The organism is Streptomyces sp. NPDC051578 (assembly GCF_044454045.1).
Lineage (GTDB): Bacteria > Actinomycetota > Actinomycetes > Streptomycetales > Streptomycetaceae > Streptomyces.
The window spans coordinates 1,300,121-1,324,065 of sequence record NZ_JBITDH010000001.1; the positions used below are offsets into that span (position 1 = coordinate 1,300,121).

The following is a 23,945-nucleotide window of genomic DNA, read 5'->3' on the forward strand; positions in this document are numbered from 1 at the left end:
GAGGCAAGCGAGGGGAGCGCGTCGGGCGTTGTGGAGCGGGGACATACCGACCCCGGCTTCAGCCGACGCGCTTTCCAAGTACGAGAATTCGGGTGCGCATGGCATTGACCCTCCCTCTGGCGGGAGGTCGATGTCAAGTAGGTGGGACGGGCGTCTCATTATGTGAGCCTCTGAGGGTGACCATCGAGCCACTGGGCGAGCCACCGGCCAAGGCGGGCTGGGCCAGCGCGCCCGGTACTGGGAACGTACCGCGCACGAGCGCGCGCCGCAGCCTGTATTCGTCGAGTGGCCCGGAGAAGGCCATTCCCTGGCCGTGGGTGCACCCCATCGAGCGAAGCGCCATGACCTGCTCGGGCAGGTCCACCCCGTCGGCCACGGACTGCATGCCGAGGTCGTTTGCGATCCGCAAGAGCCCCGCGGTGATCTTGTGGAGGCGGGGGGACTCGACCACGCCCTCGACCAGGCCGCGGTCCAGCTTGAGCATGTCGACGGGGAGGCGGCGCAGGGCGCTGATGGCCGCGTAACCGCTGCCGAAGCCGTCGAGCGCGATCAGGACGCCGAGCCTGCGCAAGGCCGCCAGACGCCGCTCCAGCTCGTCGAAGGGCACCCTGGGGTCGTTGTCGGCGAGCTCGATCACCAGCCTGCCGGACGGCAGCCCGTGGCGGGTCAGCAGGGCCTCCACCGAGGCCTCCGGCGTACCGCGGTCCAACAGCCGTTCGGCGGTCATCCGGACGGCCACCGGGACGTCGTGCCCGGCCCGGTGCCGCTCCGCGGCCACCTCCACGGCCTCCTCCAGCAGCCAGCGCCCCAGCTCGGCGGCGCGTCCGGCCGCGGCCCCGGCGAAGGCGCCCGGGGAGCCCGGGGAGCCCGGGGAGCCCGCGCGCGTGCCTTCGCCGGCCTCAGTGACGCGCAGGAACTCGGCCGGGGTGAAGAGGATCCCCTGGGCGGAGCGCCAGCGGGCCTGTGCGGCCACCGCCGTGACCTCCCCGGTGGCCAGCGACACCACGGGCTGGTGCAGCAGGGCGAACTCGCCGTCATGGAGCGCGGTGCGCAGCCGGCCCGCCAGCTCCGCCTTGCGCACGACCTCGGCCTGCATCTGCGGCGCGTACAGCTCGACGCGGTCCTTGCCGCCCGCCTTGGCCCGGTACATGGCCAGATCCGCGTTGCGCATCAGGTCCGAAGGGGTGATGCCGGGGTCCGCGAAGGCCACCCCGATGCTGGCGGCGACGCGGACCTCGCTCCCGGAGATCCGGTACGGCTGGGACAGTGTGGCGCGCAGCCGGTCGGCAATCTCGCGCACCTGGTACTCGCGGGCGCTGCGGTCGCGGCTGCCGTCGCCGACGATCAGGGCGGCGAACTCGTCCCCGCCGAGGCGGGCCGCGGTGTCCCCGGCCCGGACGGAGTCCTGGAGGCGGCGCGCCGCCTCGACGAGCAGTTCGTCGCCGGCCTGGTGCCCGATGGTGTCGTTGACCGCCTTGAAGCCGTCGAGGTCGATGAAGAGCACGGCGGTGCTGTGGTCGCCGGCCCGGCGGCCGGTGAGGGCCTGGCGGACGCGGCGGGTGAACAGGGCCCGGTTGGGCAGGTCGGTCAGCGCGTCGTGCTCGGCGCTGTGCTGGAGCTGGGCCTGGAGGCGGACCCGCTCGGTGACGTCCCGGCTGTTGAGGATGAGGCCGCCCTGGTGGCGGTTGACGGTGGACTCGACGTTGAGCCACTCGCCGCCGCCCGACTTGAACCGGCACTCGATGCGGGTGGTGGGTTCCTCGGTGGGCGGCGCGGCGAGGAAGCGGCGGACCTCGTGGACCACGCGGCCCAGGTCGTCGGGGTGGATCAAGGTGGCCAGTTCGGTGCCGACGAGTTCCTCCGCCTCGCGGCCGTAGACCCCGGCGGCGGCGGGGCTGACGTAGCGCAGGGTCCCCGTCGGCGCGGCGATCATGATGACGTCGCTCGAACCCTGGACCAGGGAGCGGAAGTGGTTCTCCTTCTGGGCCAGTTCCTGGGTGAGCGCGATGTTGTCGAGGAGCATGATGCCCTGGCGGATGACGAGGGCGAGCACGACCGTGCAGCCGGTGAAGACGACCACGCGGTCGACCTTGCGGCCGTCCACGACGTTGTACAGGATCCCCAGCGTGCAGACGGCGGCGGCGAGGTACGGGGTGAGCGCGGTCAGCGATCCGGTGATGGGACGGCTGACCGGCCGGTCTCCCCGGGGGTGCCGGGCGACGACGGGCACCGGGTGGCTGCGCCGGGGGCCCCAGGGCGCGTACGCGAGGAGCAGCGAGCCGGCGAACCACCCGGCGTCCAGCAGCTGACCGGACTTGTACTCGGCGCTGAGCAGCGGTGAGGTGAACAGCGCGTCGCTGAGTACGGTCAGGGCCAGCGCCGCGATGGCGGTGTTGACGGCGGACCGGTTGCTCTCGGAGCGCCTGAAGTGCAGGACCAGGACTATCGAGACGAGCGCGATGTCGAGGATCGGGTAGGCGAGGGTGAGCGCGGCGCTCAGCACGCTGCTGGGGGTCCCCGACTGGGCGGTGCGCGCGGCGTTCGCGAGCGCCAAACTCCAGGAAAGGGTTAGCAGCGAGCCGCCGATGAGCCAGGAGTCGAGCCCGAGGCAGACCCACCCGGCACGGGTGACCGGGCGCTTGGCGAGGACGAGCAGGCCCACGATCGCGGGCGGCGCGAAGCAGAGGAAGGCGAAGTCGGCGAGCGAGTGCTTGGGCACCTCACTGCCGAGGACCACCTCGTACCAGCCCCAGACGGCGTTCCCGCAGGCGCCCATGAGGGACGAGAAGGCGAAGAGCAGCCAGGCCGGCCGCTCGCGCGGGTCGATGGTGCGCGCGTAGCCGTAGCAGGAGACGGCGGCGAGTAACGCGGCCCCGCTGAGACCGAAGTCCCCCATGAAATCCGCTACTTGCTTCGAGCCCCAGCCGAGCGCCGATCCGACGGCGTATCCGGCGCAGGCGGCGGCGAGGACCAACTGCATCGCCAGGCCCCTGCCCCGGCCTCCGCCGCGGCCGGGCGGGCGGGTCAGGAGCGCCGCCCCCGGGGCGCTCACCGGGCCCCCTCGCCGACCGGTTCCGGTACACCCCGTCGTCGCTTCCGGCGGCTGTGCCGCAGCGGATCGTTCGTCCATTGGCCGTGCATCGCCCGTCGCCCCCCAAATGGTCTGATCACTCCCCAGCGCCAGACGTTCGTGGCGCAGCCCCTTCTTCCGGACGATACACCACTTTCGTCACTCAGCGACATAGAGTCTCTACTCTCCGTCACCAACGGGAGGGCTGTGGCCACTGCGCGCACCCGCGCGAATGCGCATGGTCACCATCCTGCCCTCAGTCGGTGATCAACACCGTGTTCTCCACGGGTTCACCCGCGGCGAAACGGGTGAGCTGGCGGGCGACGAGGCGCTTTGCGCGTGGCTCGAAAGCGCTGCTGCTGCCCCCCACGTGAGGCGTGATCAGGAGGTTCGGGGCGTGCCAGAGCGGGTGTCCGGCGGGCAGCGGTTCGGGGTCGGTGACGTCCAGCGCCGCCCGCAGCCGTCCCGAGCCCAGCTCGGCCAGCAGCGCCCCGGTGTCGACGACCGGCCCGCGGGCGACGTTCACGAGCAGGGCGCCGTCCTTCATGCGGCCGAGGAACCCGGCGTCCACCAGGCCCCGGCTCTCCTCGGTCAGCGGCGTGCACAGGACCACCGCGTCCGCCTCCGGCAGCAGCCGGGGCAGGTCGGCGAGGGCGTGCACCGGACCGCGCGGCACCGAGCGGGCCGAGCGGGCGACGCGTGTGATCCGCCGGCATTCGAACGGCTCCAGCCGGTCCTCGACGGCCGCTCCGATCGACCCGTAGCCGACGATCAGGACGGACTTGTCGGCGAGCGCCTCGTAGAAACCGGAGCGCCACTCCTCGCGGTCCTGACCGCGCACCATGCCGGGGATGCCGCGCAGGGAGGCGAGGATCAGGGTGAGGGCCAGTTCGGCGGTGCTCGCCTCGTGGACGCCGCGCGCGTTGCACAGCCGTACGCCGGAAGGCAGGCGATCGACGCCGGGCAGGACGTGGTCGATGCCGGCCGTCAGGGTCTGCACGACGCGGATGGCGGGCATGCCGGCCAGGGGGCGCAGGGTCACCGCCGGGGACTTCATGTAGGGCGTGACGTAGAAGACGCACGGCTGCGGATCCGCCGGGAAGTGCTCCTCGCCGTCCCAGAGCCGGTAGCGGAAGCAGTCGGGGAGCCCGTCGACGTCTTCGGCGGGGAAGGGGAGCCATACGTCCCCGGTCGTTGCAGTCATGATCACGAGGCTATGCGAAGGCATCGGGATCAAGCCGTTAGTTTGAGGGCCGGACCGGGAGGGGGACGCAGGGGTGGAGCGCAGGTCGATCGGGGCGGGACCGCTGACGGTGGGCGCCGTCGGGCTCGGCTGCATGCCGATGAGCTGGGGGTACGCGCCTTCGCACCGCCGGGGCGAGGAGTCGCTGCGGACCCTGCACACGGCGCTGGACCTGGGGGCGAACCTGCTGGACACGGCCGATGTGTACGGGCCGTACACCAACGAGCTCGTGCTCGGGCGCGTGCTGCGGGAGCGGCGCTCCGATGCCTTCGTGTCCGCCAAGGTGGGGCTGCGGGCGGGCGAGCAGCACGTGGTGGCCGACGGGCGCCCGGGGTACGTGCGGCGGGCGTGCGATGCGTCGCTGCGGCGGCTTCGGACCGACGTCATAGACCTGTACCAGCTGCACCGGGTCGATCCCGACGTCCCGGTGGAGGAGACGTGGGGCGCCATGGCGGAGCTGGTGGGGGCGGGGAAGGTGCGGGCGCTCGGGTTCTGCGCGCTGGGGGCGGGGGCCGGCCCGGGGGCGGGGCGGCGCGGGGACCGGGGGTACCGGGCGACGGTGCGGCACCTGGAGCGGGCGCAGCAGGTGTTCCCGGTGAGCGCGGTGCAGGCGGAGCTGTCGGTGTGGTCGCCGGAGGCGGCGTGGCAGCTGCTGCCCTGGTGTGCGGCGCGGGGGGTGGGGGTCCTGGCGGCGATGCCGCTGGGCAGCGGCTTCTTGACGGGGACGCTGCGGCCGGGGGCGGGCTTCGAGCCGCAGGACGTGCGGGCCCGGCACCCGCGGTTCACGGCGGAGGCGATGGCTTCGAACCAGGTGCTGGTCGCGGGGCTGCGCCGGGTGGCCCTGCGGCACGGGCCGCAGGTGACCGCGGCCCAGGTGGCGCTGGCGTGGGTACTGGCGCAGGGGCCGCACGTGGTGCCGGTGCCGGGCGCGGACCGGGCGCACTGGGCGGCGGAGAACGCGCGGGCGGCCGAGGTGCGTCTGACGGCCGCCGATCTGGCGGAGATAGCGGGGCTGCCGGCGGCGGTAGGGGCCTGGGACTGAGCGGGCCCGCTCCGGGGCGGGCCCCTACAGCGCTCCGGGGGCGGGGGTTCGCGGCTCCGGAGCCGGGGGTTCGCGGCTCCGGAGCCGGGGTTTTCCGGCTTTGCGGGCGTCCCCGGGGCGCTCCCCGACCGCCCGGACATCCACTCGATCGAGTGTACGAGCGGTGGAACTTCGGGTAGGGCCGTGGCTGTTGAGTCAGATGGAAGGGCACAGTCACAGGACCGGAGGGGAGCAGGGCGATGCGATACGGACGGGGACCGGCGGGGGCGGCGCGGGGCCGTGCGCGGCTGCGAGGGTTCGGGGAGGCGCCGCGACCGCACTTGCCTTACGAGGGCCCGCGCGCCCGGCCGCGAGGAGCACTGGCGGCTCTCGCCCTGGCGGGGTGCGGGGCTCTGCTGGCGGCGGGATGTTCACCGCCGGGCGGCTCCACCGCGCGGCCGGGCAGCTCACCACCGGACGCGCCGGCCTCCGCGCGGGCGACCGCTGCCTCGGGCGGCCCGTCCGGCTCCCCGCGGGCGCCGGCGCCACCCGCGAAGGGGTCGGTGACCGTGACAGGCGAGGTCGCCAAGGACCTGGAGTCGCCGTGGGGGGTGGCGCCGCTGCCGGAGGGCGACCTGCTGGTGGCCTCGCGGGACAAGGGGACCATCAGCCGGGTGCGGGTGGACACGGGCACGGTGACGCGGATCGGCGAGGTGCCGGGGGTGGCACCGGGCGGTGAGGGCGGGCTGCTGGGGCTGGCCCTGTCCCCCTCCTTCGCTTCGGACCATCTGGTGTACGCGTACTTCACGACCGAGTCGGACAACCGCATCGCCCGGATGCGGTACGACCCCGGCCGTGCACCTGGACAGCAGTTGGGCGCCCCGGACACCATCCTGCGGGGCATCCCCAAGGGCGTCATACACAACGGCGGCCGGATCGCCTTCGGCCCGGACAAGATGCTCTACGCCGGGACCGGGGAGACGGGGGACACCGCGCTGGCGCAGGACAAGAAGTCGCTCGGCGGGAAGATCCTGCGGATGACCCCGGACGGGCAGCCGGTGCATGGCAATCCCGATCCCGACTCCGTCGTCTACTCCTACGGGCACCGCAATGTTCAGGGGCTGGCCTGGGACCAGGACAAGCGGCTGTGGGCCTCCGAGTTCGGCCAGCACACCTGGGACGAGCTCAATCTCATCGAGCCGGGTGGCAACTACGGCTGGCCCGAGGCCGAGGGGAAGGCGGGCAGACCCGGCCTGCGGGATCCGGTGGCGGTGTGGAAGACGGATGAGGCCTCGCCGAGCGGGATCGCGTGGGCCGAGGGCTCGATTTGGATGGCGGCCTTGAAGGGCGAGCGGCTGTGGCGGATCCCCTTGTCGGGGGCGACGCCGGTGGCGCAGCCGGAAGCGTTCCTCCAGGGCACGTACGGCCGGCTGCGGACGGTGGTGGCCCTGGGCGGGGACAGGTTGCTGCTGGTCACCAGCGAGACGGACGGGCGCGGGACGCCGAAGGCGGGTGACGACAGGATCCTGACGCTGACGGTGCGGTGACGGCCCCGGGCGGACCGCAGGGCTTTCACCCGGGTACCGCCGGGGCGGGCCTCACAGCCGGCCGGGTACCGCCGGGGCGGGTGGGGCCGGGTGGAGGGCCGGGTCGAACAACCGCAGCCGGTGGGCGAGGGCAGCCGCCTCACCGCGGCCGGAGACGCCCAGCTTGGCCAGGATGTTCGAGACGTGCACGCTCGCCGTCTTCGGGGAGATGAACAGCTCCTCGGCGATCTGCCGGTTGGTGCTGCCCGTCGCGACCAGCCGGAGCACGTCCCGCTCGCGGCTGGTCAGGCCGAGCGTCTCGACCGGGTCCGCTTCCGGTGCGGCAGGCTGCCCGGCCGGCCGGGGGGCGGTGAGGGGGAGCCTGGCCCGCTGAGCGAGCAGCACCAGGCACTCGCTCAGCCGGCGGGCGCCCAGCCGCTCGGCGGTGGCGTACGCGTCACGCACCAGGGCCGCGGCCCGTTCGCGGTCGCAGCCGGCCGCCAGGCGGGCCTCGGCGAGCCGGTGGCGGGCGCGGGCCAGCAGGTAGGGGCGGTCCAGCGATGAGACCGCCTGCACGACCGAGGTCCAGTCGCGGACGGTGTCCTCGCCTTCGGCCCGGCGGAGCTCGGCGCGCAGGTACTCGGCGTGGGCGGCCCACACCGGCACCGGGGTGGCCAGGTTCCGCGCGGCGGCGCGCAGGGCGTCCACGGCGGCGGCGCGGCCGGCGTCGGCGGCGGGCAGGCCCCGGGCGTCGGCTTCCGCGGTCGCCGCGGCGAGGAGCAGCGGCCAGGCGTAGCGGTGGTGGCCGAGCGGGAAGCCGGCGGCGATCGCCTCGGCGACCTCGGCGCGGACGTCGGCGATCCGGCCCTCCCCCGCGGCCAGTCCGACGGCCAGGCGGTACAGGGGTATGCGGTGCTGGGGCTGGGTGTCGTGCGTGCCGAAGTGGGCGTGGGCGGCGGCGAGCTGCGTCGCGGTCTCGCTCAGCTCGCCCCGGGCCAGGGCGAGGTAGGCCAGGCGCGCGGCGCCGGAGCCGCGCGGGGCGGCGCTCTGGCCGACCCGCAGGGTGCGCCGGGCCGCCTCCGCGGCCTCGTCCCAGCGGCCGAGGCTGTAGAGGCTCTCCGCCATGTTCCCGAACATCCAGGCCTGGATGTCCAGGAGCCGGGCCTTGCCGACGAGTTCGACCCCCAGCTGGGCCAGTTCCACGGCCTCCGCGGACCGTCCCAGACTCTCCAGCTGGGAGCTGAGGTTGATGTGGGCCCGGCCGGCGAGCATGAAGTAGCCGGATGCGGTGGCGCGTTCCTTCACCTCGGCCATCACCGCGAGGCCCCTTTCGCGTTCGCCGGAGTCGGCGAGCAGGGAGCCCATGGTGATGCGGGCGTTGAGCTCGATCTCCTCGGCGCCCACCATGTGCGCGTACTCGACGGCGCGTTCGGCGGCCTCCAGGTTTCCGGGGCCGGGGTTGTGGAGCATGCCCCAGCCCGCGGCCCGGACCAGGACCTGGGCGTGGACGTGCGACGGGGGCAGTCCCTGGACGAGTTCCTGCGCCTTGGCGAGTTCCTCCCACCCGTCGCCCCGGCCGAGGCCGGCGACCAGGGAGGAGCGCTCGGCCCAGAACCAGGCGGCCCGCAGGGGGTCCTGGTCCTCTTCGAGGAGCCTCAGCCCCATCTTGGTGATCTTGAGGGCGCGTTCGCGTTCGCCGCCGAACCGGGCCGCGACGGTCGCCTCGGCGAGCAGGTCGAGCCGGGCGAGCGCGGTGGTGGCCGGGTCGCAGCCGCACGGGGGGTACACGTCGGTGTAGTCCACCGGGCGCAGGGCGTCGCGGACCTCGGCGGGGGCGCTCTCCCACAGGTCCAGGGCGCGTTCCAGTAGCCGCAGCTGCTCCGAGTAGGCGTGCCGGCGCCGGGCGGCCACCGAGGCGGCGAGCACCGCGGGAAGCGCCTTCGCCGGATCGTTGGCGTGGTACCAGTAGGTGGCCATCCGGATGACCCGCTCCTCGGCGCGGACCAGCGAGTCGTCGGCTTCCATGGCTTCGGCGTAGCGTCGGTTGACGCGGGCCCGCTCCCCGGGCAGGAGGTCGTCGCTGACGGCCTCGCGCACCAGGGAGTGGCGGAACCGGTAACCGTCCCCGTCGGGCGTCGCGAGCAGGATGTTGGCTCCGACGGCGGCCCGCAGGGCCTCGATCAGTTCGTCCTCGGTGAGTCCGGCGACGGCCCGCAGCAGCGGGTACTCGACGGTGGAGCCGCCCTCGGCGACGATGCGCACCACGCGCTGGGCGGCGTCGGGAAGGACCTCGACACGTACGAGCAGCAGGTCGCGCAGGGATTCCGTGAGTCCGGCGTGGCAGCCGCTCGCCCGGCAGGCGACGAGTTCCTCGACGAAGAAGGCGTTGCCGTCGGAGCGTTCGAAAACGGAGTCGACGAAGCCCTCGTCGGGCTCGGCGGCGAGGATCCCGGCGAGCTGGCGGCGCACTTCCGCCCGGTTGAACCGGGACAGCTCGATCCGCTGGACGGTACGCAGCCGGTCCAGTTCGGCGAGGAGGGGCCGCAGCGGGTGGCGGCGGTGGACGTCGTCGGCGCGGTAGGTGGCGACGACGACGAGACGGCCGCTGACCAGGGTGCGGAAGAGGTAGGCGAGGAGGTGCCGGGTGGAGGTGTCGGCCCAGTGCAGGTCCTCCAGGACGAGCACGATGGTGCGGTCCGCGGCGAGCCGCTCCAGCATCCGGGCCGTCAGCTCGAACAGCCGAGCGGTGCTCTCCTCGTCGTGCGGGCCCCGGGGGGTGTCGCCGAGTTCGGGGAGAATGCGGGCCAGTTCGTCCTCCTGGCCGGCGGCCGCGGCCGTCAGCTCGTCGGGGAGCCTGCGGTGCAGACTGCGCAGGGCGGTCGAGAAGGGGGCGAAGGGCAGCCCCTCCGCCCCGATCTCCACGCAGCCTCCGACGGCCACCACGGCGCCTCGGCGGGCGGCCGCGTCGAGGAACTCCTCGGTGAGGCGGGTCTTGCCGACCCCCGCCTCTCCGCCGATGAGGAGGGCTTGCGGCTCGTGTCCGGCGGCGCGCGTCAAAGCGTCGACGAGGGCGGCCAGTTCATCGGCTCGGCCGACGAACACCGGGCTGACAGATCTGGTCTCCACGGCGTCGAGCATCGCACAGGGGTGCTGTCCTGCGGCACTTGTTATCGGTGCGCTTGTCATGTCGGTCAGTGGAGCCGCGGTGCGGGGCGGTTCACGCTGCCGGTGTGAAGCGGCTGCGTTGGCTCGTCACCACCGCCCCTCCCGATTCCTGGCTCCGTGAGGAGGCGGCGCGGCGCGCCTTCCTGGCCTGCCGGACCAGCCGGTAGTTGTCGGCCTCGCGGATGAGGTCGGCGCGGCGGGCATTGGCGATCTCGTAGGCGAACATCTCGTACTCCCTGGTTGCGTTTCTCGGGCACCTCGTTCGGTGTGGTCCAAGATTCGCGTCCCAGGGGGTACCGCCGCATCGGGCGCATGCCGCATCTGTACGGGCCGGGGTGCCTTAGGCAGGGCCCGCGGATGCCTGAGGCGGGGTGCGGGAGGGGTGGGGGGAGCTAAGGCGGTTGCCTAGCCGGCGGGCTGGGCGGGGGCCGTCGGGACGGGGAGGAGGACGTCGAAGTACATGAGCGCGAAGATCACGATCCCGATGGCGGCGAGGGCGACGGCCGCCCAGGCGACGGACCGGACCCAGGTCGGCAGGGTGCGGCCGGGGGTGCCGAACGCCGGGCGGGCCAGAACGAAGACGGCCACGAGGAGCGCGAGGGTGGCGAGGACGCCGTTGGCGAGCGCGGTGGCGTGCCAGGGGGAGCTGTAGAGCGCGGCGATCTTCTCGTTGTTGTCCGCCCCGGCGCTCAGGTCGAGCTGGTTCACCAGGTTCTCGCGCTCGGCGGCGACGCGGGAGACCCAGCTGCCGGAGAGGGCGACGGTGGCGAGCGCGGCGGCGGCGATGGCGCCGGCGGCGGCTCCGACGCCGCCGGTGCGTTCCTCGGAGGCGTCCGTGCCGTCGGTCCCGTCCGCCTCGTCGAACCCGTCGATCCCGTCGGTCTCGTCGTTCGCGTCGGTCTCGTCCACCGCGTCCGCCTCATCCGCCTCGGCGGCGACGTCCTTGTCCAGGACGACGGGCTCGCCGGCTGTGGTGTCGGCCGCCGTCACGCCCTCGGGGGTCTCGGTGGCGGTGTCGGCGGGTGCGGGGGTCTTGGTGGTCTCCATGCGGGGCACCGTAGGCGGCGTTTCTGAGAGGTTCCTGAGAACCTCCCCGCCGCATCGGCCCAGGTGGGCCGCGGGTCGGGGCACGCGCCCGCGGCGGGCCCGGCTACCGTCCGGCGGTTTGCGGCCACTCCGAGGCCAACACCGCCCAGATCTCGGTGTCCTGGCGGACGCCCCGGTGCGGGTAGCTCTCCCGCAGCACCGCCTCCCGCCGCATCCCGAGGCGCTCGGCCGCCGCGAGGCTCTTGTGGTTGGCGGAGGAGGCACGCCACTCCACGCGGTGCATGCCGCGCTCCCGGAAGGCCCAGTCGATGAGGATCCGGCAGGCCGCGGTGACCAGGCCCCGGCCGGCGGCGGCCGGCTCAAGCCAGCAGCCGACCTCGCAGTTCCCCGTATCCGCCTCGAAGATCCGGAAGAGGACCCCGCCGACGAGCTTCCCGTCGACCCGGATCCCATACAGCCGTCCGCCGTCGGCGGCCGTCTTCTGCGCGTAGCCGGACAGGAAGGCGCGGGCCGAGTCGACGTCCGTGACGAAGTCGGCGAGCCGGATGTGCTCACCGATGAACTCGCGGCCGCGGTCCATGTGCGCGAGGAACTCCTCGGCGTGCCAGATCTCCAGCGGGAACAGCTGGGCGTCGGCGGCGAGGTCTATCGAGAACATCAGGCTCTTCCTTCGGATCGGTCGGATCGGACGGATCGGTCACGTCGGTCGGGTCGCTCGCGTCGGTCGGGGCGCTCGCGTCGGTCGGCCCGGGATCACCGGGACGCGGTGGCGGTGGCGGAGGGGGTGCCGGCACCGCCCCGCTGCGCCGGAAGTGTCGCACGGCCGTGGGATTCGGGCGGCTCGATGCTGATGCGCGGCAGCCGGCGGTCCAGCCACGCGGGCAGCCACCAGTTGGCGCCGCCGAGCATGTGCATGAGCGCGGGCACCAGCAGCGTGCGCAGGAGGAAGGCGTCGAGCGCGACGGCGGACGCGAGGGCGATCCCGAACATCGCGATGAGCCGGTCGCCGCTGAGGACGAACGCCAGGAAGACGGAGATCATGATCACGGCCGCCGAGTTGATCACCCGGCTGGTCTCCGCCAGTCCCACGCGTACGGCGCGGCGGTTGTCGCCGGTCGCCAGCCACTCCTCGTACATCCGGCTCACCAGGAAGACCTGGTAGTCCATGGACAGCCCGAAGAGCACCGACACCATGATCACGGGGAGGAACGGCTCGATCGGGCCCGCGCGGCCCAGGCCCAGCAGCTCACTGCCCCACCCCCACTGGAAGACGCAGACGACGACGCCGAAGGAGGAGGCGACGGCCGCGACGTTCATGGCGGCGGCCTTGGCCGGGATCCCGACGGAGCGGAAGGCCAGCAACAGGAGCACGCAGCCCAGGGCGACCACCACCCCGACGAACAGCGGTAGCTTCCCGATGATCACCTCGGCGAAGTCGTCGAAGGAGGCGGTCACCCCACCGACGTGGACCTCCATCGAACTGCCCCGCGCGGCGCGCGGTACGACGTCCCGGCGCAGCGTGTCGACCAGGTCGCTGGTGGTTCGGGACTGGGGCGCGGAGTCCGGTACGACGGTCAGGACGGCGGTGTCGCCGCTCCGGTTGAACACGGGCGGGGCGGCGGAGGCCACGCCCTTCGCGGTGCGCAGCGCGTCGGCGAGCCGGTCCACGGCGATCCGGTCGCCGGCGCCGTCGAGCCGGGCGACGACGGTGAGCGGGCCGTTCGTCCCCGGACCGAAGCCAGCGGCCGGCGACGGCGGCGCCGCTTCCCGCGCGGGGCTCCCCGCCAGCAGGTCGTAGGCCTTGCGGGTGGTGGAGGCGGCCGGGTCGTTGCCCTGGTCGGAGGTGCCGAGGTGCAGGGAGGCGGTGGGCAGCGCCAGTACCGCCATCACGGCGGCGGCGACGAGTCCGAGCAGCTTGAAGTGCCGTTCGACGAAGGCGGACCACCGGGCGGCGAAACCGGCGGGTGCCTCGGGCCGCGGCCCCTCCTTCGCCAGCCTGCGGCGCTCGCGGCGCGAGAGGGCGCGCGTGCCGATGACCGACAGGAGGGCGGGGAGCAGCGTGACCGACGCGGCCACGGTGAGGATGACGGTGAGGGAGGCCGCGATCGCGACTCCGTCGAGGAAGCCGAGCCGCAGCACCAGCATGCCGAGCAGGGCGATGCAGACGGTGGCCCCGGCGAAGACCACGGCCCGGCCGGTGGTGGCGACCGCCTGCACGGCCGCCTCCTCGACGGGCAGGCCGCGGCCGAGGCCCTTGCGGTGGCGGGTGACGATGAACAGCGCGTAGTCGATGCCGACCCCGAGACCCACGAGCGTGCCCAGCATCGGGGCGAAGTCGGCGACGGGCAGGGCGTGCCCGAGGAGGGTGGTCGCGAAGTAGGCGGTGCCCACGCCGACCAGGGCGGTGGCGATGGGCAGCAGACTGGCGGCGAGGGAGCCGAAGGCGAGGTAGAGGACGACGGCCGCGATGCCCACGCCGACGGCTTCGGCGTAGTGGGTGCTGGGCGTCCGGGTCAGGGCGATGGCCCGGCCCCCGAGTTCCACCTGGAGGCCGTCCGCCTGTGTGACCGGGTTCTTGGCCGCGCGGACGACGGCCTCGGCCTGGGCCTTGGGTACGGAGTCGGCCGGCAGGTCGAAGGTGACGACGGCGTAGGCGGTGCGCCCGTCGGGGCTGATCCGGGCGGCCTGCCCGGGGTGGGAACCGTAGGGTCCGGCGACCGACCCGACGCCGGGCAGGCGCGACACCGCCTCCAGCGCCCGCGTCATCCGCTGTTCGACGGAGGGGGTTCGGGCCGTCTGGTGGCCGGGGGCGCGCCAGACGATGGTGTCGGTGTCACCGCCCTGGCCGTGGAAGCCCTCGCGCAGGAGGGTGGCGGCCCGGCCGGACTCTGTTCCGGGGACCTCGTAGTCGTTGGAGAACGCCGATCCGGCGGCTCCGGCGGCGACCCCCGTCCCGGCGAGGGCGAGTAGCCAGATCAGGACGGTGGCCAGGCGGTGCCGGACGCACCACCGTGCGATTGCTGCCAACGGACGTGCTCCCTGAGGTTCGGATCTTCACGGGAGACGGCCCGTCGCAAAGAACGCCTGAACGTGTGAAGGCCCGGCCGAAGTCTGGGTTCCGCCGGTTCCGGGTTTCGCCTACGCCTGGGCGTACACGTGCACCGGTGCCCTACAGTCCACCCTCAAGGATCACAGCGGTTCGTGATCGTTGGTCCGTTTCGTGCGCATCGTCACAGGGAGCCGGGACCGGATCGGGGTCCGGGGCCGGGTCCGGGGCCGTCTCCCGCGGCAGGCCGGCCGACGGTGCATCGGCCCGGTATCCGGGGACCGAGGGCCAGCGGACCGTGAGGACGACCGTGTCCTCCTCCGCGTACCAGGAGTGGTCGACGCCGCGACCCCATACGACGTAGTCGCCCTGTTCGGCGAGGACGACGCTGCGGCCGGGGAACTCCAGCCGGAACCGCCCGCTGATCAGCACCTGGAGCGCGGTGCGTTCCTCTCCGGTCACCCACTGCGCCCGCTCGTCCCCCTTGGGGTGGACGCCCCACTTGATCTCCACGTCGTCGCTGTGGCGGGGATCGCCGGGCGCCTTGAAGTGCCCGAGGAGCCAGCCGCGGTCGGCGGCGGCGTCGGGGGCGGCCTTGCCGGTGTAGACGGCCGGGGCGGGAACGGAGGGCGTCGAGTGGTCGTTCACGGGGCGAGGCTAATGCAGTTGTGCGCGACCGTCGGCGGGTGGTGGGCTGGCCGGATGACGACTGCGGTGAATTTTGACGACCTTTCGAAGGTGCGCGCCCTGTACGACGCGCAGATGCGCCGAGGCGCCCGGTCCGACTCGGCCCTGGCGCGGGTCGAGCGGGTGGGCGCCATCGTCCGGCAGACGGTGCCCGGGCTGCTCGGCTGGAACGGCGTCCTCTGGTCGGAGCTGGACGAGGGGAACGCGGACGCGGAGATCGCCGCGCAGGTCGCGCACTTCGGGCGGGCCGCGGAGCCCGGGCAGCCCGCGGAGTTCGAGTGGAAGCTGTACGACTACGACTCCCCCGCCGATTTGGCGGAGCGGCTGCGCGCGGCGGGCTTCGTGCCGGAGCCGCCCGAGACGCTGCTGGTGGCCCGCACGGCCGATCTGGCCGGGCTGCCGCTGGAGCCGCCGGAGGGGATCACCCTGCGGGTGGTGGAGGACGAGGCGGGGGTGGACCTGATGATGGAGGCCCACGCCCTCGCCTTCGGCGTCGAGCGCCCGCGCATCCGCGAGCAGGTCCTCGACCTGCTGCGGGAGCGGCCGCAGACCATCGAGGCCGTGGTCGCCATGGCGGGCGCCACCCCGGTCAGCTCGGCCCGGATGGAGATGCTCCCGGGCTGCTCCTTCGCGGGCCTGTGGGGCGGCGGTACGGCTCCCGAGTGGCGCGGCCGCGGCATCTACCGCCTCCTGATCGCCCACCGGGCCCGCCTGGCGGCGCAGCGCGGCATCCCCTACCTCCAGGTCGACGCCTCGGCCGACAGCCGCCCGATCCTGGAGCGCCTCGGCTTCCGGGTACTGGGGACGACGGTGCCGTACGTCTGGCAGGGCTGACGCGGCGGCGCGCGGCTTCGGGTACGGGCGCGCGGCGCGCCCGCACACGAGCCGGCCGCCTCCGCGGGCGGCGCACCTCCGCGCGCCCTCCCGCCCGCGCGCCGCGTCAGGATTCCAGTGCGGCGAGCCAGCGTTCGGCCCAGTCACGCTGGGCCCGCTCCATGTGCGTGTACGACGCGACGCGCCTCGCCTGTTCCCTGAGCTCCGCGATCCGCTCCGGGCGGGGGGCGTACCCGATGCCGATGCCGATCTGCCAGTATCCGGAGATCATCACCACGTCGCCGTTCAGCGAAGCCATCACGAAGGTCGGATTGTTCCGGCCGACTCCGAGGATCCCGCTTTCGCATCCGGCGCCGGCGATGTCCCATTCATCGGCCATCGTCACCCGTACCCAGCGGTGCGCTTCGAATTCCGTCTCGTCCGGCACGTCGACGGCGGTGTCGATGCCGACGAGGAATTCGCGTCGGCCGTCGGCCGTCACGGAGAACAGGCCGCACTCGGCGGCGAGCCGCTCCCACTCCGTATTGATCGCCGCGCCCAGGTCGGGGACGTCGTGGCGGATGTTGATGTCCTCACGTCCGTCCTCCGGGTACAACTGCGTGACATAACGGGCGACGAGCACCGGGACGAGATCGTCCCTGGTGTCCACGACCTCCACGAACCCGAAGCCCGCGGCCGCCAGCTTCCCCACGAGATCCGGATGCAGACCGTTCACGATGTCTTCCTCACTTGTCCTTCCCCCACTGCACGAGCGGCGGGCCGCCGCAAGCGACGACCCGCCCTCTTGTGCCGGTGGTGGCACCAGCTACCTGCTACGGATGGCTAGCGCTTGGCGTACTTGTAGAACTGCGGCTTGTTGTAATTGTGCTCACCGTTCTTCTTGAGCGGGAACCACGCGATCTCACCGGTCGTGTGATGGACCATCACGCGGATCTGGTTGTGTTCACCCAGACCCGGACCCGTCATGTCGAAGATCGGCGAGTCCTTCCAGTCGGCCCAGCCGTCGACGTTTCCTTCGTTGCGCCAGAAGTCGAGCCGCCTGTTGGATATCCGCTGGGGGTAGTTCGGGTTCGACGCAACGGTACGGGCGAGCCGGTCGTGCCTCTTGGTGAGGCCTTCCTGTGCCTTCCACTGTTCGCTGCGCTTCTCTATGGCCTCGGGCGAGTAGTTCTCGTCCGGTGTCCACTTGCTTTCCTTGCCGTCGCAGTTGTGGACGAGGAGCGGTGTGGCACCCGCCAGCGCGTAGTAGGTGTGGTGGGTGGCGACGGTCAGGTTGTGGACCCGCTTGTGCTCGGTCCACGTCTTGGTCCCGGTGATCTGGACCCAGGTCCCCGAAGAGGTCTGGAGCCACTCCCCCGCCTTCAGTTCCCCTGCCGTGAGCCATTCGCCCAAGGCCGGGATCCAGAAGGGGTGACCGTCCGTCGCGGTGATCTTCTCCGAGGCACCGCCCCGGTCGCCGTCGATGTCGACGGTGACCTCGACCAGGTTCTTGCTGCCCTCGCCGATGATGCGGGCGACGACGGGTTCCACGGAGGTGGTGCCGGCCTCGGTGTCCTCGGAGACCACCTCGTCGCCGATCGCCACGTCCTCGATCGGCTTGGTGGAGCCGTCCGCGAGCAGGACCTGCGTGCCGGGAACGAAGCTGTTACAGGTCTCGCCCTTCTCGGGCTCCTTCTTCGCCGCCTTCTTGGGCTCGGCGGCCTTGGAGGACTTTCCGGCCTTGTCCGCCTTCTTCGCCCTGGAAGCGGCTTCCTTTGCCTGCCGGGCCGCGGTGGCCGCGGCTTCGTCGGCCTTCTTGGCCGCTGCGGCCGCCGCCTCCTGCGCGGCTCTTCGCGCGGCTGCCGCTTCCTCTTCGAGTTTCCTGGCCCGTTCGGCGGCTTCCTCTATCTGCCGTTTCCACTCGGCCAGGTCTTCGGCGTACTTGGCCATCGCCTGCTGGTAGCGCTGGGCCCGGGAGATGATGTCCCGCGCCAGCCTCAGCTTGCTCATCCAGCCGTTGAACGCGTCCCAGGCACGGTCGAGGGCCTTGAGGATGCGCTTGGCCTTGCCCGCGAAGGGAAGCGCCGCTTCGAAGGCGAGGCCGGCGCAGGCGCCCCAGTCGCCGCCGAGGCAGTCGCGGATGTCGTTGTAACCGGAGGCGTCCTTGAGGATACCGAGGGCCACGTCCAGCGCGACGTCCAGTGCGCTGCGCCCGTTCGCCCAGTTCGCCCATGCCAGTTCGGCGTCCGAGAAGTCCTTGATGGGCATCACGGGAGGCGCGATGGACTGACCGCCGGGGTCGCTGAAGGTGACCGGCGAGTTGTTCGCGTAGGCGTACGGGTTCTGCTGCTTGGGTTCGTTGAAGTCGACCACGGGGTCGACCGACAGGAACCGTCCGGTGGTGGGGTCGTACTCACGGGCGCCCAGGTGCACCAGGCCCGTGGACTCGTCCATCTCTCCCCCGACGAAGCCCTTCTTGCCGGGCCACACCGAAGGAGCCGTGCCACGTGCCTCGCCGAACGGCGTGAACTTGCGCCGGGTGACGTCCTGCGTCGCGGCGTCGACGGCGGTCGTCGAGGTGCCGTTGTTGTCGCTCAGCAGGTACGACGTGGAGAGCACACCGGCTTTTGCGGTGCGCACCATCGTCGGACCGGCCGGGTGGGAGTAGTAGCGGGTTCCCTCCAGGGCGCCGGAGGTGGTGAGCTTGACCTCGGTGCCCGGCAGGTACAGCGTGCTGCCCGTGGGGTCGCGCTTGATCAGCCGGTCGCCGCCGGGTCCGTAGAGGAACTCGGTGGTCTTGCCGCCCTCCGTCACCTTGGTGAGGGAGCCCTCGCTGTCCCACTCGAGGACCTGGGTGTTCCCCTGGACGGTGCGTGACGTGGTGTTTCCGGCCTCGTCGTAGCCGTACGACTCGGTACGCGCACCACCGGGCCCGGTGGTGTCCACCTTGCCGAGCCGGTTCGCCCCGGCCTTTCCGGGGGTGCCGTAACCGTAAGTGCGGACGACGTCCTTGGTCAGGTCGCCCGCCGGTGCGTGCTGGACCTCCTTGGTCCGGTTGCCGGCCGCATCGAAGCTGTACGAGGACCAGTACGGGTTGGGGCCGCCGACCTTCGGCCGGGAGCCGGGACCGCTCGCACCCGGCTGGGCCGCGCAGTCGTCGGTGGCCGTCCACGCCTCGCTCATCCGCTGGAGGTAGTCGTAGACGAAGCACTGCGTGTCCGTGGTGGCGGAGGCCTCCGGCCCCTCCTTGTCGGTGATCTTGAGGATGTTGCCGACCGTGTCGTAGTCGTACGACGTGTCGTTGATCCGGCCCGGCGCCTTTTCGCGGTCGTTGACTGTCCGGGTGAGGCGGCGGGTCTGCTCGTCGTAGAAGTTGCTCGTGTACAGCTGCGATCCGGCCGGACCCGATTCCGTGCGCAGCACGTCACCCATGGGCGAGTAGTCGACCTTGCCCACGAACGTCTTCCCCGCGATGCCCATGACGGTGGGGAGTTCGAAGTGGTTGTAGGCCAGCGTCGTGCGTTCGGCCGGAAGACCGGCCACGGCCGGCTGCTGTGACCAGGCCGACAGGCCCGTGTTGGGGCGGTAGCCGGCGGAGAAGTCGTAGGTGCCGGCGAGGGCGCCTTCGGACTTCGGAATGGTCACCGAGGTGCCGGTCGGCCGGTACTCGGCGTCGTAGCCGGTCACGGCCTGCGTGTAGGCGTTGCCGTTGACATAGCGGGTCGCGGAGACGGGCAGGCCCACGGCTCCCGGCAGGGTGTCGTACACCGCGTCGGTGAGCTTGGGTCCGGTGAGCGATCCCTCGTGGGTCGCGGTGGTCCGGCCCAGGACGTCGTACTCGTACGCGATCGTCCGGCCGCGCGAGTCGGTCGTCGACTCCAGCCGGTCGCCCTTGCCGTAGGCCTTGGTGACCGTCCCCTTCTCAGGGTCCGTCACCTTGGTCTGGCGGCCGCGGATGTCGTACTCGAACGACCAGGTGTCCCCGGCCTCGTTGACGACCTTCTCCAACTGGCCCCGGCGTTCGTACGTGTACCGGGTGGTGTCGTAGGCACCGGTGGGAGAGTCCGAGCGGAAGAAGCGCAGTTCCGTCTTGCGCCCCTGGCCGTCGAGGAAGGCCTGGGTCGGCGTCTCGCCCTTCGGCGGGTCGACGGTGATGCTGTCGCCGCCGTACCGGGTGGTGGTGCGCGACGTCTCCTCGCCGAACTTGCGGGAGATCTGGGCGACCGGCCGGCCTGAGCCGTCGTACTCCGTGAGGGTGGAGGCCGAGACCTCGTTGTCCTTCGGGGCCCACTGGACACCGGAGGCGGTGCCGCCGGTGTAGTAGGCGCCGTTGGACTTCCACACCTGGCCCAGGCTGTTGTAGAAGGTGTCGCTGATCACCCGGCCGCCGCCGAGCGCCTCCATCTGGGTCTGGCGGATCCGCAGGCTGCTGTCGAAGATTTCGTAGCTGCTGCGGTACGTGCCGTCGTCGAGCAGGCTCTTGGTCGTGATGACCACGGGACCGTCGGGACGTACGTCGTAGGCGAACTCGGCGTCCGGCGACTTGGTGGACGGATCACGGTCCGGCGACCAGGCTTTGGACAGGCGGCCGAGGGCGTCGTACCGCATGGCGGTGCCACGGCCGTTGGTGTCCCGCTTGGACAGGACGGAGCCGCGGCCGAGGTCGCTCTCGACCGTTTCCGTGTGGCCGAGGGAGTTGGTGGTGACGACCTTGGTGACGATCTGCCCCGCCGCGGGGGTGTAGTCGATCTTGGTGACCTTGCCGAACACGTCGGTGGTGGTCTTCGGGCGTCCGTACGCGTCGAAGGTGACCGAACCGTCCGACGTGTAGACGGGCCGGCCGTTGGAGTAGCCGGACAGCGACTCCGTCCGGGTCACGTTGCCGACGCCGTCGTAGAAGATGCGCGCGTCGGACACGACGTCCTCGGGGCGCTTGACGTCCTTCACGTCACAGGACGTGCCGGTCGTCTCGATCCGCCTCTGCCGGCCGATGATCCACTGCGCCTCGTCCGAGTCGTACTCGAAGCGGGTGCAGCTGTCGTCCTTCGGGTCGGAGACGTCGCCGAGGTCCGAGACGGACTGGACGAGTCCGCGCCGGTCGAAGACCGAGTCCTGCGAGGTACGGCGCCAGCCGCGGCCGTCGGACAGCAGGATCCGGGACGACACGTTCGTCGTGCCCCGGACGTATGCCTCCATCGGCTCGATGCCCTCGCGGGCCCGGCTCGCCGTGGGACCGTAGAGCCACGGCGTGTAGGTGGTGGCCGCTTCCAGCCCGCCACCCTCGCCGTTGTAGGCGAGGACCTCGCGGGTCTGCCCCGCGAACAGCCGGTGGTCGGCGATCTCCTTGCCCTCGGAGTCCTTGACCTTCACTGACCGCTTGCCGCCCGACGGGGCGGCGCGGTCGCCGTCGAGACCCCGGAAGTACAGCGTCTCGGTCTGCGAGCGCTTGTCCGGGGCGGCACCGATCAGCGTCCGGACGCGCTCGTAGCCGCGCCACTGCGACCACGTGCGCGTGTGGGGCCGCATGGCTTCTGTCTCGTCGTCGTACGCCCACGCCGGCGTACCCAGGTACTGGTACTCGGTGACCCGGGTCGGGGAGTTGCCGTTGCGGTCCTCCTCCGACACCTGGTCGACCACGTGCTTGTGGAACCAGTCCGTGACGTAGAGCTTCTTCTCCCGCTTGGGGTCGTTCGGGTCCGGTATCTCGTTGATGACCGGGTAGCAGCGCAGGGTGTTCGACTCCGGGGAGGCGGGGATCACCCGGGGTTCCGCGGCCCGGCACTCCGGATCGCGGTAGTGCACGTTGACGGTCGAACCGGTCTCGGTGTCGATCGCCTCGATGCGGTAGCGCAGGTACGGCGGCTTGCCGTCACCCATGCCGTCCACGCGGTTCGGGAGCTGCTTGCCCCGGAAGGTGACCGGCGGGAGGGTGATCGGCGTACCGTTCTTGCCGGTGTGCTCGATGGCGGCGAGCCACATCGGGTAGTCGGTGCCGTCACCGGTCTGCGGGAAGTCCTGGGTCAGCTTCCAGGTGTCCACCGGCTGGTGGGCCGTGCCGTTCCAGACCTTGGTGGTGACCTCGGTCAGCCTCTTGCGGGAGAAGAAGGTCGGCGTGAACCTGGCCTTGCACTCCTCCTTGGCCGCGCACAACTGGTCTCCCGGGGTGTCCGGCCACATCTTCGCGATGTTCCAGTCCACCTCCGGCTTGAGCTTGCCCTCGGCGCAGTCGAAGTCCTTCGTCGTCAGGCAGCGCTCGGCGACGGTGAAGTCCACCTGGGCCGGGGCGTTGGCGAAGAGGTTGTCACTGCGCAGGCCGTAGGAGATGTGGTCGAGCCACCCACCGCGGTCATAGGCGCGGTTGGTCGAACCACCGGCGATCTTGTAGTTCGACCCGTAGTGGTTGACCTCCTTGTTGTACCAATAGGTCATCGCGTTGCCGCGCGGGTCCACGACGTAGTCGAGGTTCCAGCGGTAGGCCTCGTCACAGACCGAACCGGCGAAGTCGCCGGGCTTGAAGCAGTCCTCGCCGGGGTGGTTGCCGTAGACCGGCACCAGCAGCGCGGAGTTGGTGACGGGCTTGCCCGACGTCCAGCCCGGTACCTTGTTGAGGCCGAAGTGGAACTGGATGCCCTGGGCGGTGGTGACCCGCCAGTACTCGCCCTTCTTGTCCCCGTTGTCGGCCCCCGCGAGGAGCTCGACGCGGGAGCCGTCGTCCTGCGCCGGACGCCACTGGCCCGTCTTGTCGTCCCGTACCAGTGCGGTGGAGCCGCCGTTGAGGGACATCGTGACGGCGGAGACACTGTGGCAGAGGTCGCCGGTGTCGTCCTTGGGGTTGTTGAACCCCGAGCCTTCCTTCTTGTCCTGGCTGCACGGGAGGTACGAGCGCTCGATGAAGTTCGAGCCGAGATCCCAGCCGTCGCCGACCCAGGAGGTCTGCTGCGAGGAGGCGGAGGTGCGGCCGTCGATCTGCGCGCTGGAATATCCGAGCGAGAGCGACGGGCTCGGCCCGCCGAGGGAGGCCGGGGTGTCCAGCGGGTAGGACCAGGAGAAGTCCCCGGCGGAGCCGCCGGCCTGCCAGGTGCTGCTCGGGCTGAGCGAGGTGGCCGTGAACGTGCCGTTGGCACCGTCAGCGCTCGGCGCAGCGGCGAGCACAGTGGCGCCGGCAGACGTGAGGGGTGCCATCCGCTGCGCGGCGCCGGACGGGGCGGCCGGCATCGCGAAGGCTCCGGGCGCCGCAGGGATGTCAGCGGGCGCCGGTGTGTCGACGGTCGCGGTGAGGGTGCCCGTCCGCGCGTCGTTCTTCGCAGTGACGGGAGTGCCGGTACGGCACTCCGCGCGCTCCGGAGTGGTCAGCGCACAGGCAGGGAGCGCCGTGAACCGAAGGCGCGAGCCCCAACTGCCGCCGTAGGCGTTCTTGAAGGTGTCGTAGTCGAGTTGGACCGAGACCGGGGCGTCACCGGCCCGGGTGTCGGTCCGCCGGACGGAGAGCAGCAGGCCGTTGGGAACGCCGGCCCGGCCGGCCGCGGCGCGGTCGTGCAGGTCGACCTTGACCCTGACGTCACCGGCGGCCTCTGGCGCCCCGGACGCGAGCGAGCGGGCCGCCTCGGGGTTGCTGCGGTTCTGCGGCCGGGCCGTCGGATCGACGGCGACGCGGACCGGCAGTGCACCGGCTTTGACCCCGGCTCTCTCCGGCACGACCGGGCCTGCGGCGGGAGCCGTCAGCAGCTTGGACCGGGCACCGGAGGGGACGGGCGGGGTGGCCGGCAGGTCCACCTCGGCCGAACCCGCAGCAGGTACGGCCACCTTGGGCGGCGCGACCCACTTCTTGAGCTGTGATTCGGCTTTGCCGGGGGCGGGTTTGCCCGTGACGGGCTTGCCGCCGACCTTGGTGAGGCGCTGGAGTTCCGGCGGCTTGGAACCGTTGGCGGCGGACGCCGGCGCTGACGTGAGACTCGTGGCGAGCAGGGTGACGGCGAGGACGGGAACGGGCCAGCGCCACGCGCGTCTGAGACGCGTACCCCTACCGTACCAATTACGATTTCGCAAATTGGCTTCCGTGATAAATCGCGCGTGGACAAATGTACACGCTATTCGGGCAACGCCCCAGAACGTAACAGCGAGGAGCCCGACCAAGGCCCCCAACTTGCATGAGCACGTCAATTTTGGGGAAGTAAAGCTACACCAACATCAGGCAAAGTCGGACAGAAAGCCGACTGAATCGGAATTCCGAATTCCGGTTATTCCTCTTGCCATCCGTCCTCATGAGAGGCTCGCCGGGACCCATGAACACATCCGCCCGCACGAGCCGCTCTCGGGCGCGCGGATCG

The 23,945-nt window shown here is 71.8% G+C and carries 12 protein-coding genes and 1 pseudogene; 3 read left to right on the forward strand and 10 right to left on the reverse strand.

Annotation, left to right across the window (positions count from 1 at the left end):
• Positions 1–133 precede the first annotated feature (133 nt).
• Together ACIA6C_RS05820 and ACIA6C_RS05825 are read right to left on the reverse strand one after the other, a co-directional pair.
• Positions 134–2,980 carry a putative bifunctional diguanylate cyclase/phosphodiesterase gene (locus tag ACIA6C_RS05820; protein WP_399274484.1) on the reverse strand — a complete coding sequence of 949 codons (2,847 nt, stop codon included), beginning with the start codon at positions 2,978–2,980 and terminating at the stop codon, positions 134–136.
• A 346-nt stretch (positions 2,981–3,326) separates the two neighbouring features.
• The gene (locus ACIA6C_RS05825; RefSeq protein WP_399273158.1) at positions 3,327–4,274 is read right to left on the reverse strand and encodes a 2-hydroxyacid dehydrogenase; all 948 of its coding nucleotides are present in this window, start codon (positions 4,272–4,274) and stop codon (positions 3,327–3,329) included.
• A 73-nt stretch (positions 4,275–4,347) separates the two neighbouring features.
• On the opposite strand from ACIA6C_RS05825, the gene ACIA6C_RS05830 reads away from it, so the two are divergent.
• On the forward strand, positions 4,348–5,355 hold the full coding sequence (locus ACIA6C_RS05830) for an aldo/keto reductase (RefSeq protein ID WP_399273160.1): 1,008 nt from the start codon (positions 4,348–4,350) through the stop codon (positions 5,353–5,355).
• A 359-nt stretch (positions 5,356–5,714) separates the two neighbouring features.
• The gene (locus ACIA6C_RS05835) at positions 5,715–6,881 is read left to right on the forward strand and encodes a PQQ-dependent sugar dehydrogenase (protein ID WP_399274486.1); all 1,167 of its coding nucleotides are present in this window, start codon (positions 5,715–5,717) and stop codon (positions 6,879–6,881) included.
• A gap of 51 nt (positions 6,882–6,932) precedes the next feature.
• Here ACIA6C_RS05835 and ACIA6C_RS05840 read toward each other — a convergent pair whose 3' ends face one another.
• The 6 genes and pseudogenes from ACIA6C_RS05840 to ACIA6C_RS05865 all read right to left on the reverse strand — a co-directional run.
• Positions 6,933–9,998, reverse strand: a complete 3,066-nt coding sequence (locus tag ACIA6C_RS05840; RefSeq protein ID WP_399273162.1) for an AAA family ATPase — start codon at positions 9,996–9,998, stop codon at positions 6,933–6,935.
• A 79-nt stretch (positions 9,999–10,077) separates the two neighbouring features.
• Positions 10,078–10,251 carry a hypothetical protein gene (locus ACIA6C_RS05845; protein ID WP_361128270.1) on the reverse strand — a complete coding sequence of 58 codons (174 nt, stop codon included), beginning with the start codon at positions 10,249–10,251 and terminating at the stop codon, positions 10,078–10,080.
• A 179-nt stretch (positions 10,252–10,430) separates the two neighbouring features.
• Complete coding sequence (locus ACIA6C_RS05850) at positions 10,431–11,072, reverse strand: hypothetical protein (RefSeq protein WP_399273164.1); 642 nt, start codon at positions 11,070–11,072, stop codon at positions 10,431–10,433.
• A 103-nt stretch (positions 11,073–11,175) separates the two neighbouring features.
• Positions 11,176–11,730, reverse strand: a complete 555-nt coding sequence (locus ACIA6C_RS05855) for a GNAT family N-acetyltransferase (protein ID WP_399273166.1) — start codon at positions 11,728–11,730, stop codon at positions 11,176–11,178.
• 95 nt (positions 11,731–11,825) lie between these two features.
• The gene (locus ACIA6C_RS05860; protein ID WP_399273168.1) at positions 11,826–14,099 is read right to left on the reverse strand and encodes an MMPL family transporter; all 2,274 of its coding nucleotides are present in this window, start codon (positions 14,097–14,099) and stop codon (positions 11,826–11,828) included.
• A 277-nt stretch (positions 14,100–14,376) separates the two neighbouring features.
• A pseudogene (locus ACIA6C_RS05865) lies at positions 14,377–14,766 on the reverse strand (signal peptidase I); the annotation flags it as partial.
• A gap of 54 nt (positions 14,767–14,820) precedes the next feature.
• Here ACIA6C_RS05865 and ACIA6C_RS05870 point away from each other — a divergent pair.
• Complete coding sequence (locus tag ACIA6C_RS05870; protein ID WP_399273170.1) at positions 14,821–15,639, forward strand: GNAT family N-acetyltransferase; 819 nt, start codon at positions 14,821–14,823, stop codon at positions 15,637–15,639.
• A 106-nt stretch (positions 15,640–15,745) separates the two neighbouring features.
• Here ACIA6C_RS05870 and ACIA6C_RS05875 read toward each other — a convergent pair whose 3' ends face one another.
• A complete protein-coding gene (locus ACIA6C_RS05875) occupies positions 15,746–16,354 on the reverse strand; it encodes a hypothetical protein (RefSeq protein ID WP_399273172.1) in 609 nt (202 codons plus the stop codon).
• Between the two features lie 107 nt (positions 16,355–16,461).
• Positions 16,462–23,664, reverse strand: coding sequence for an RHS repeat-associated core domain-containing protein (locus tag ACIA6C_RS05880; RefSeq protein ID WP_399273174.1), 7,203 nt, complete (start codon positions 23,662–23,664; stop codon positions 16,462–16,464).
• Positions 23,665–23,945: the final 281 nt, after the last annotated feature.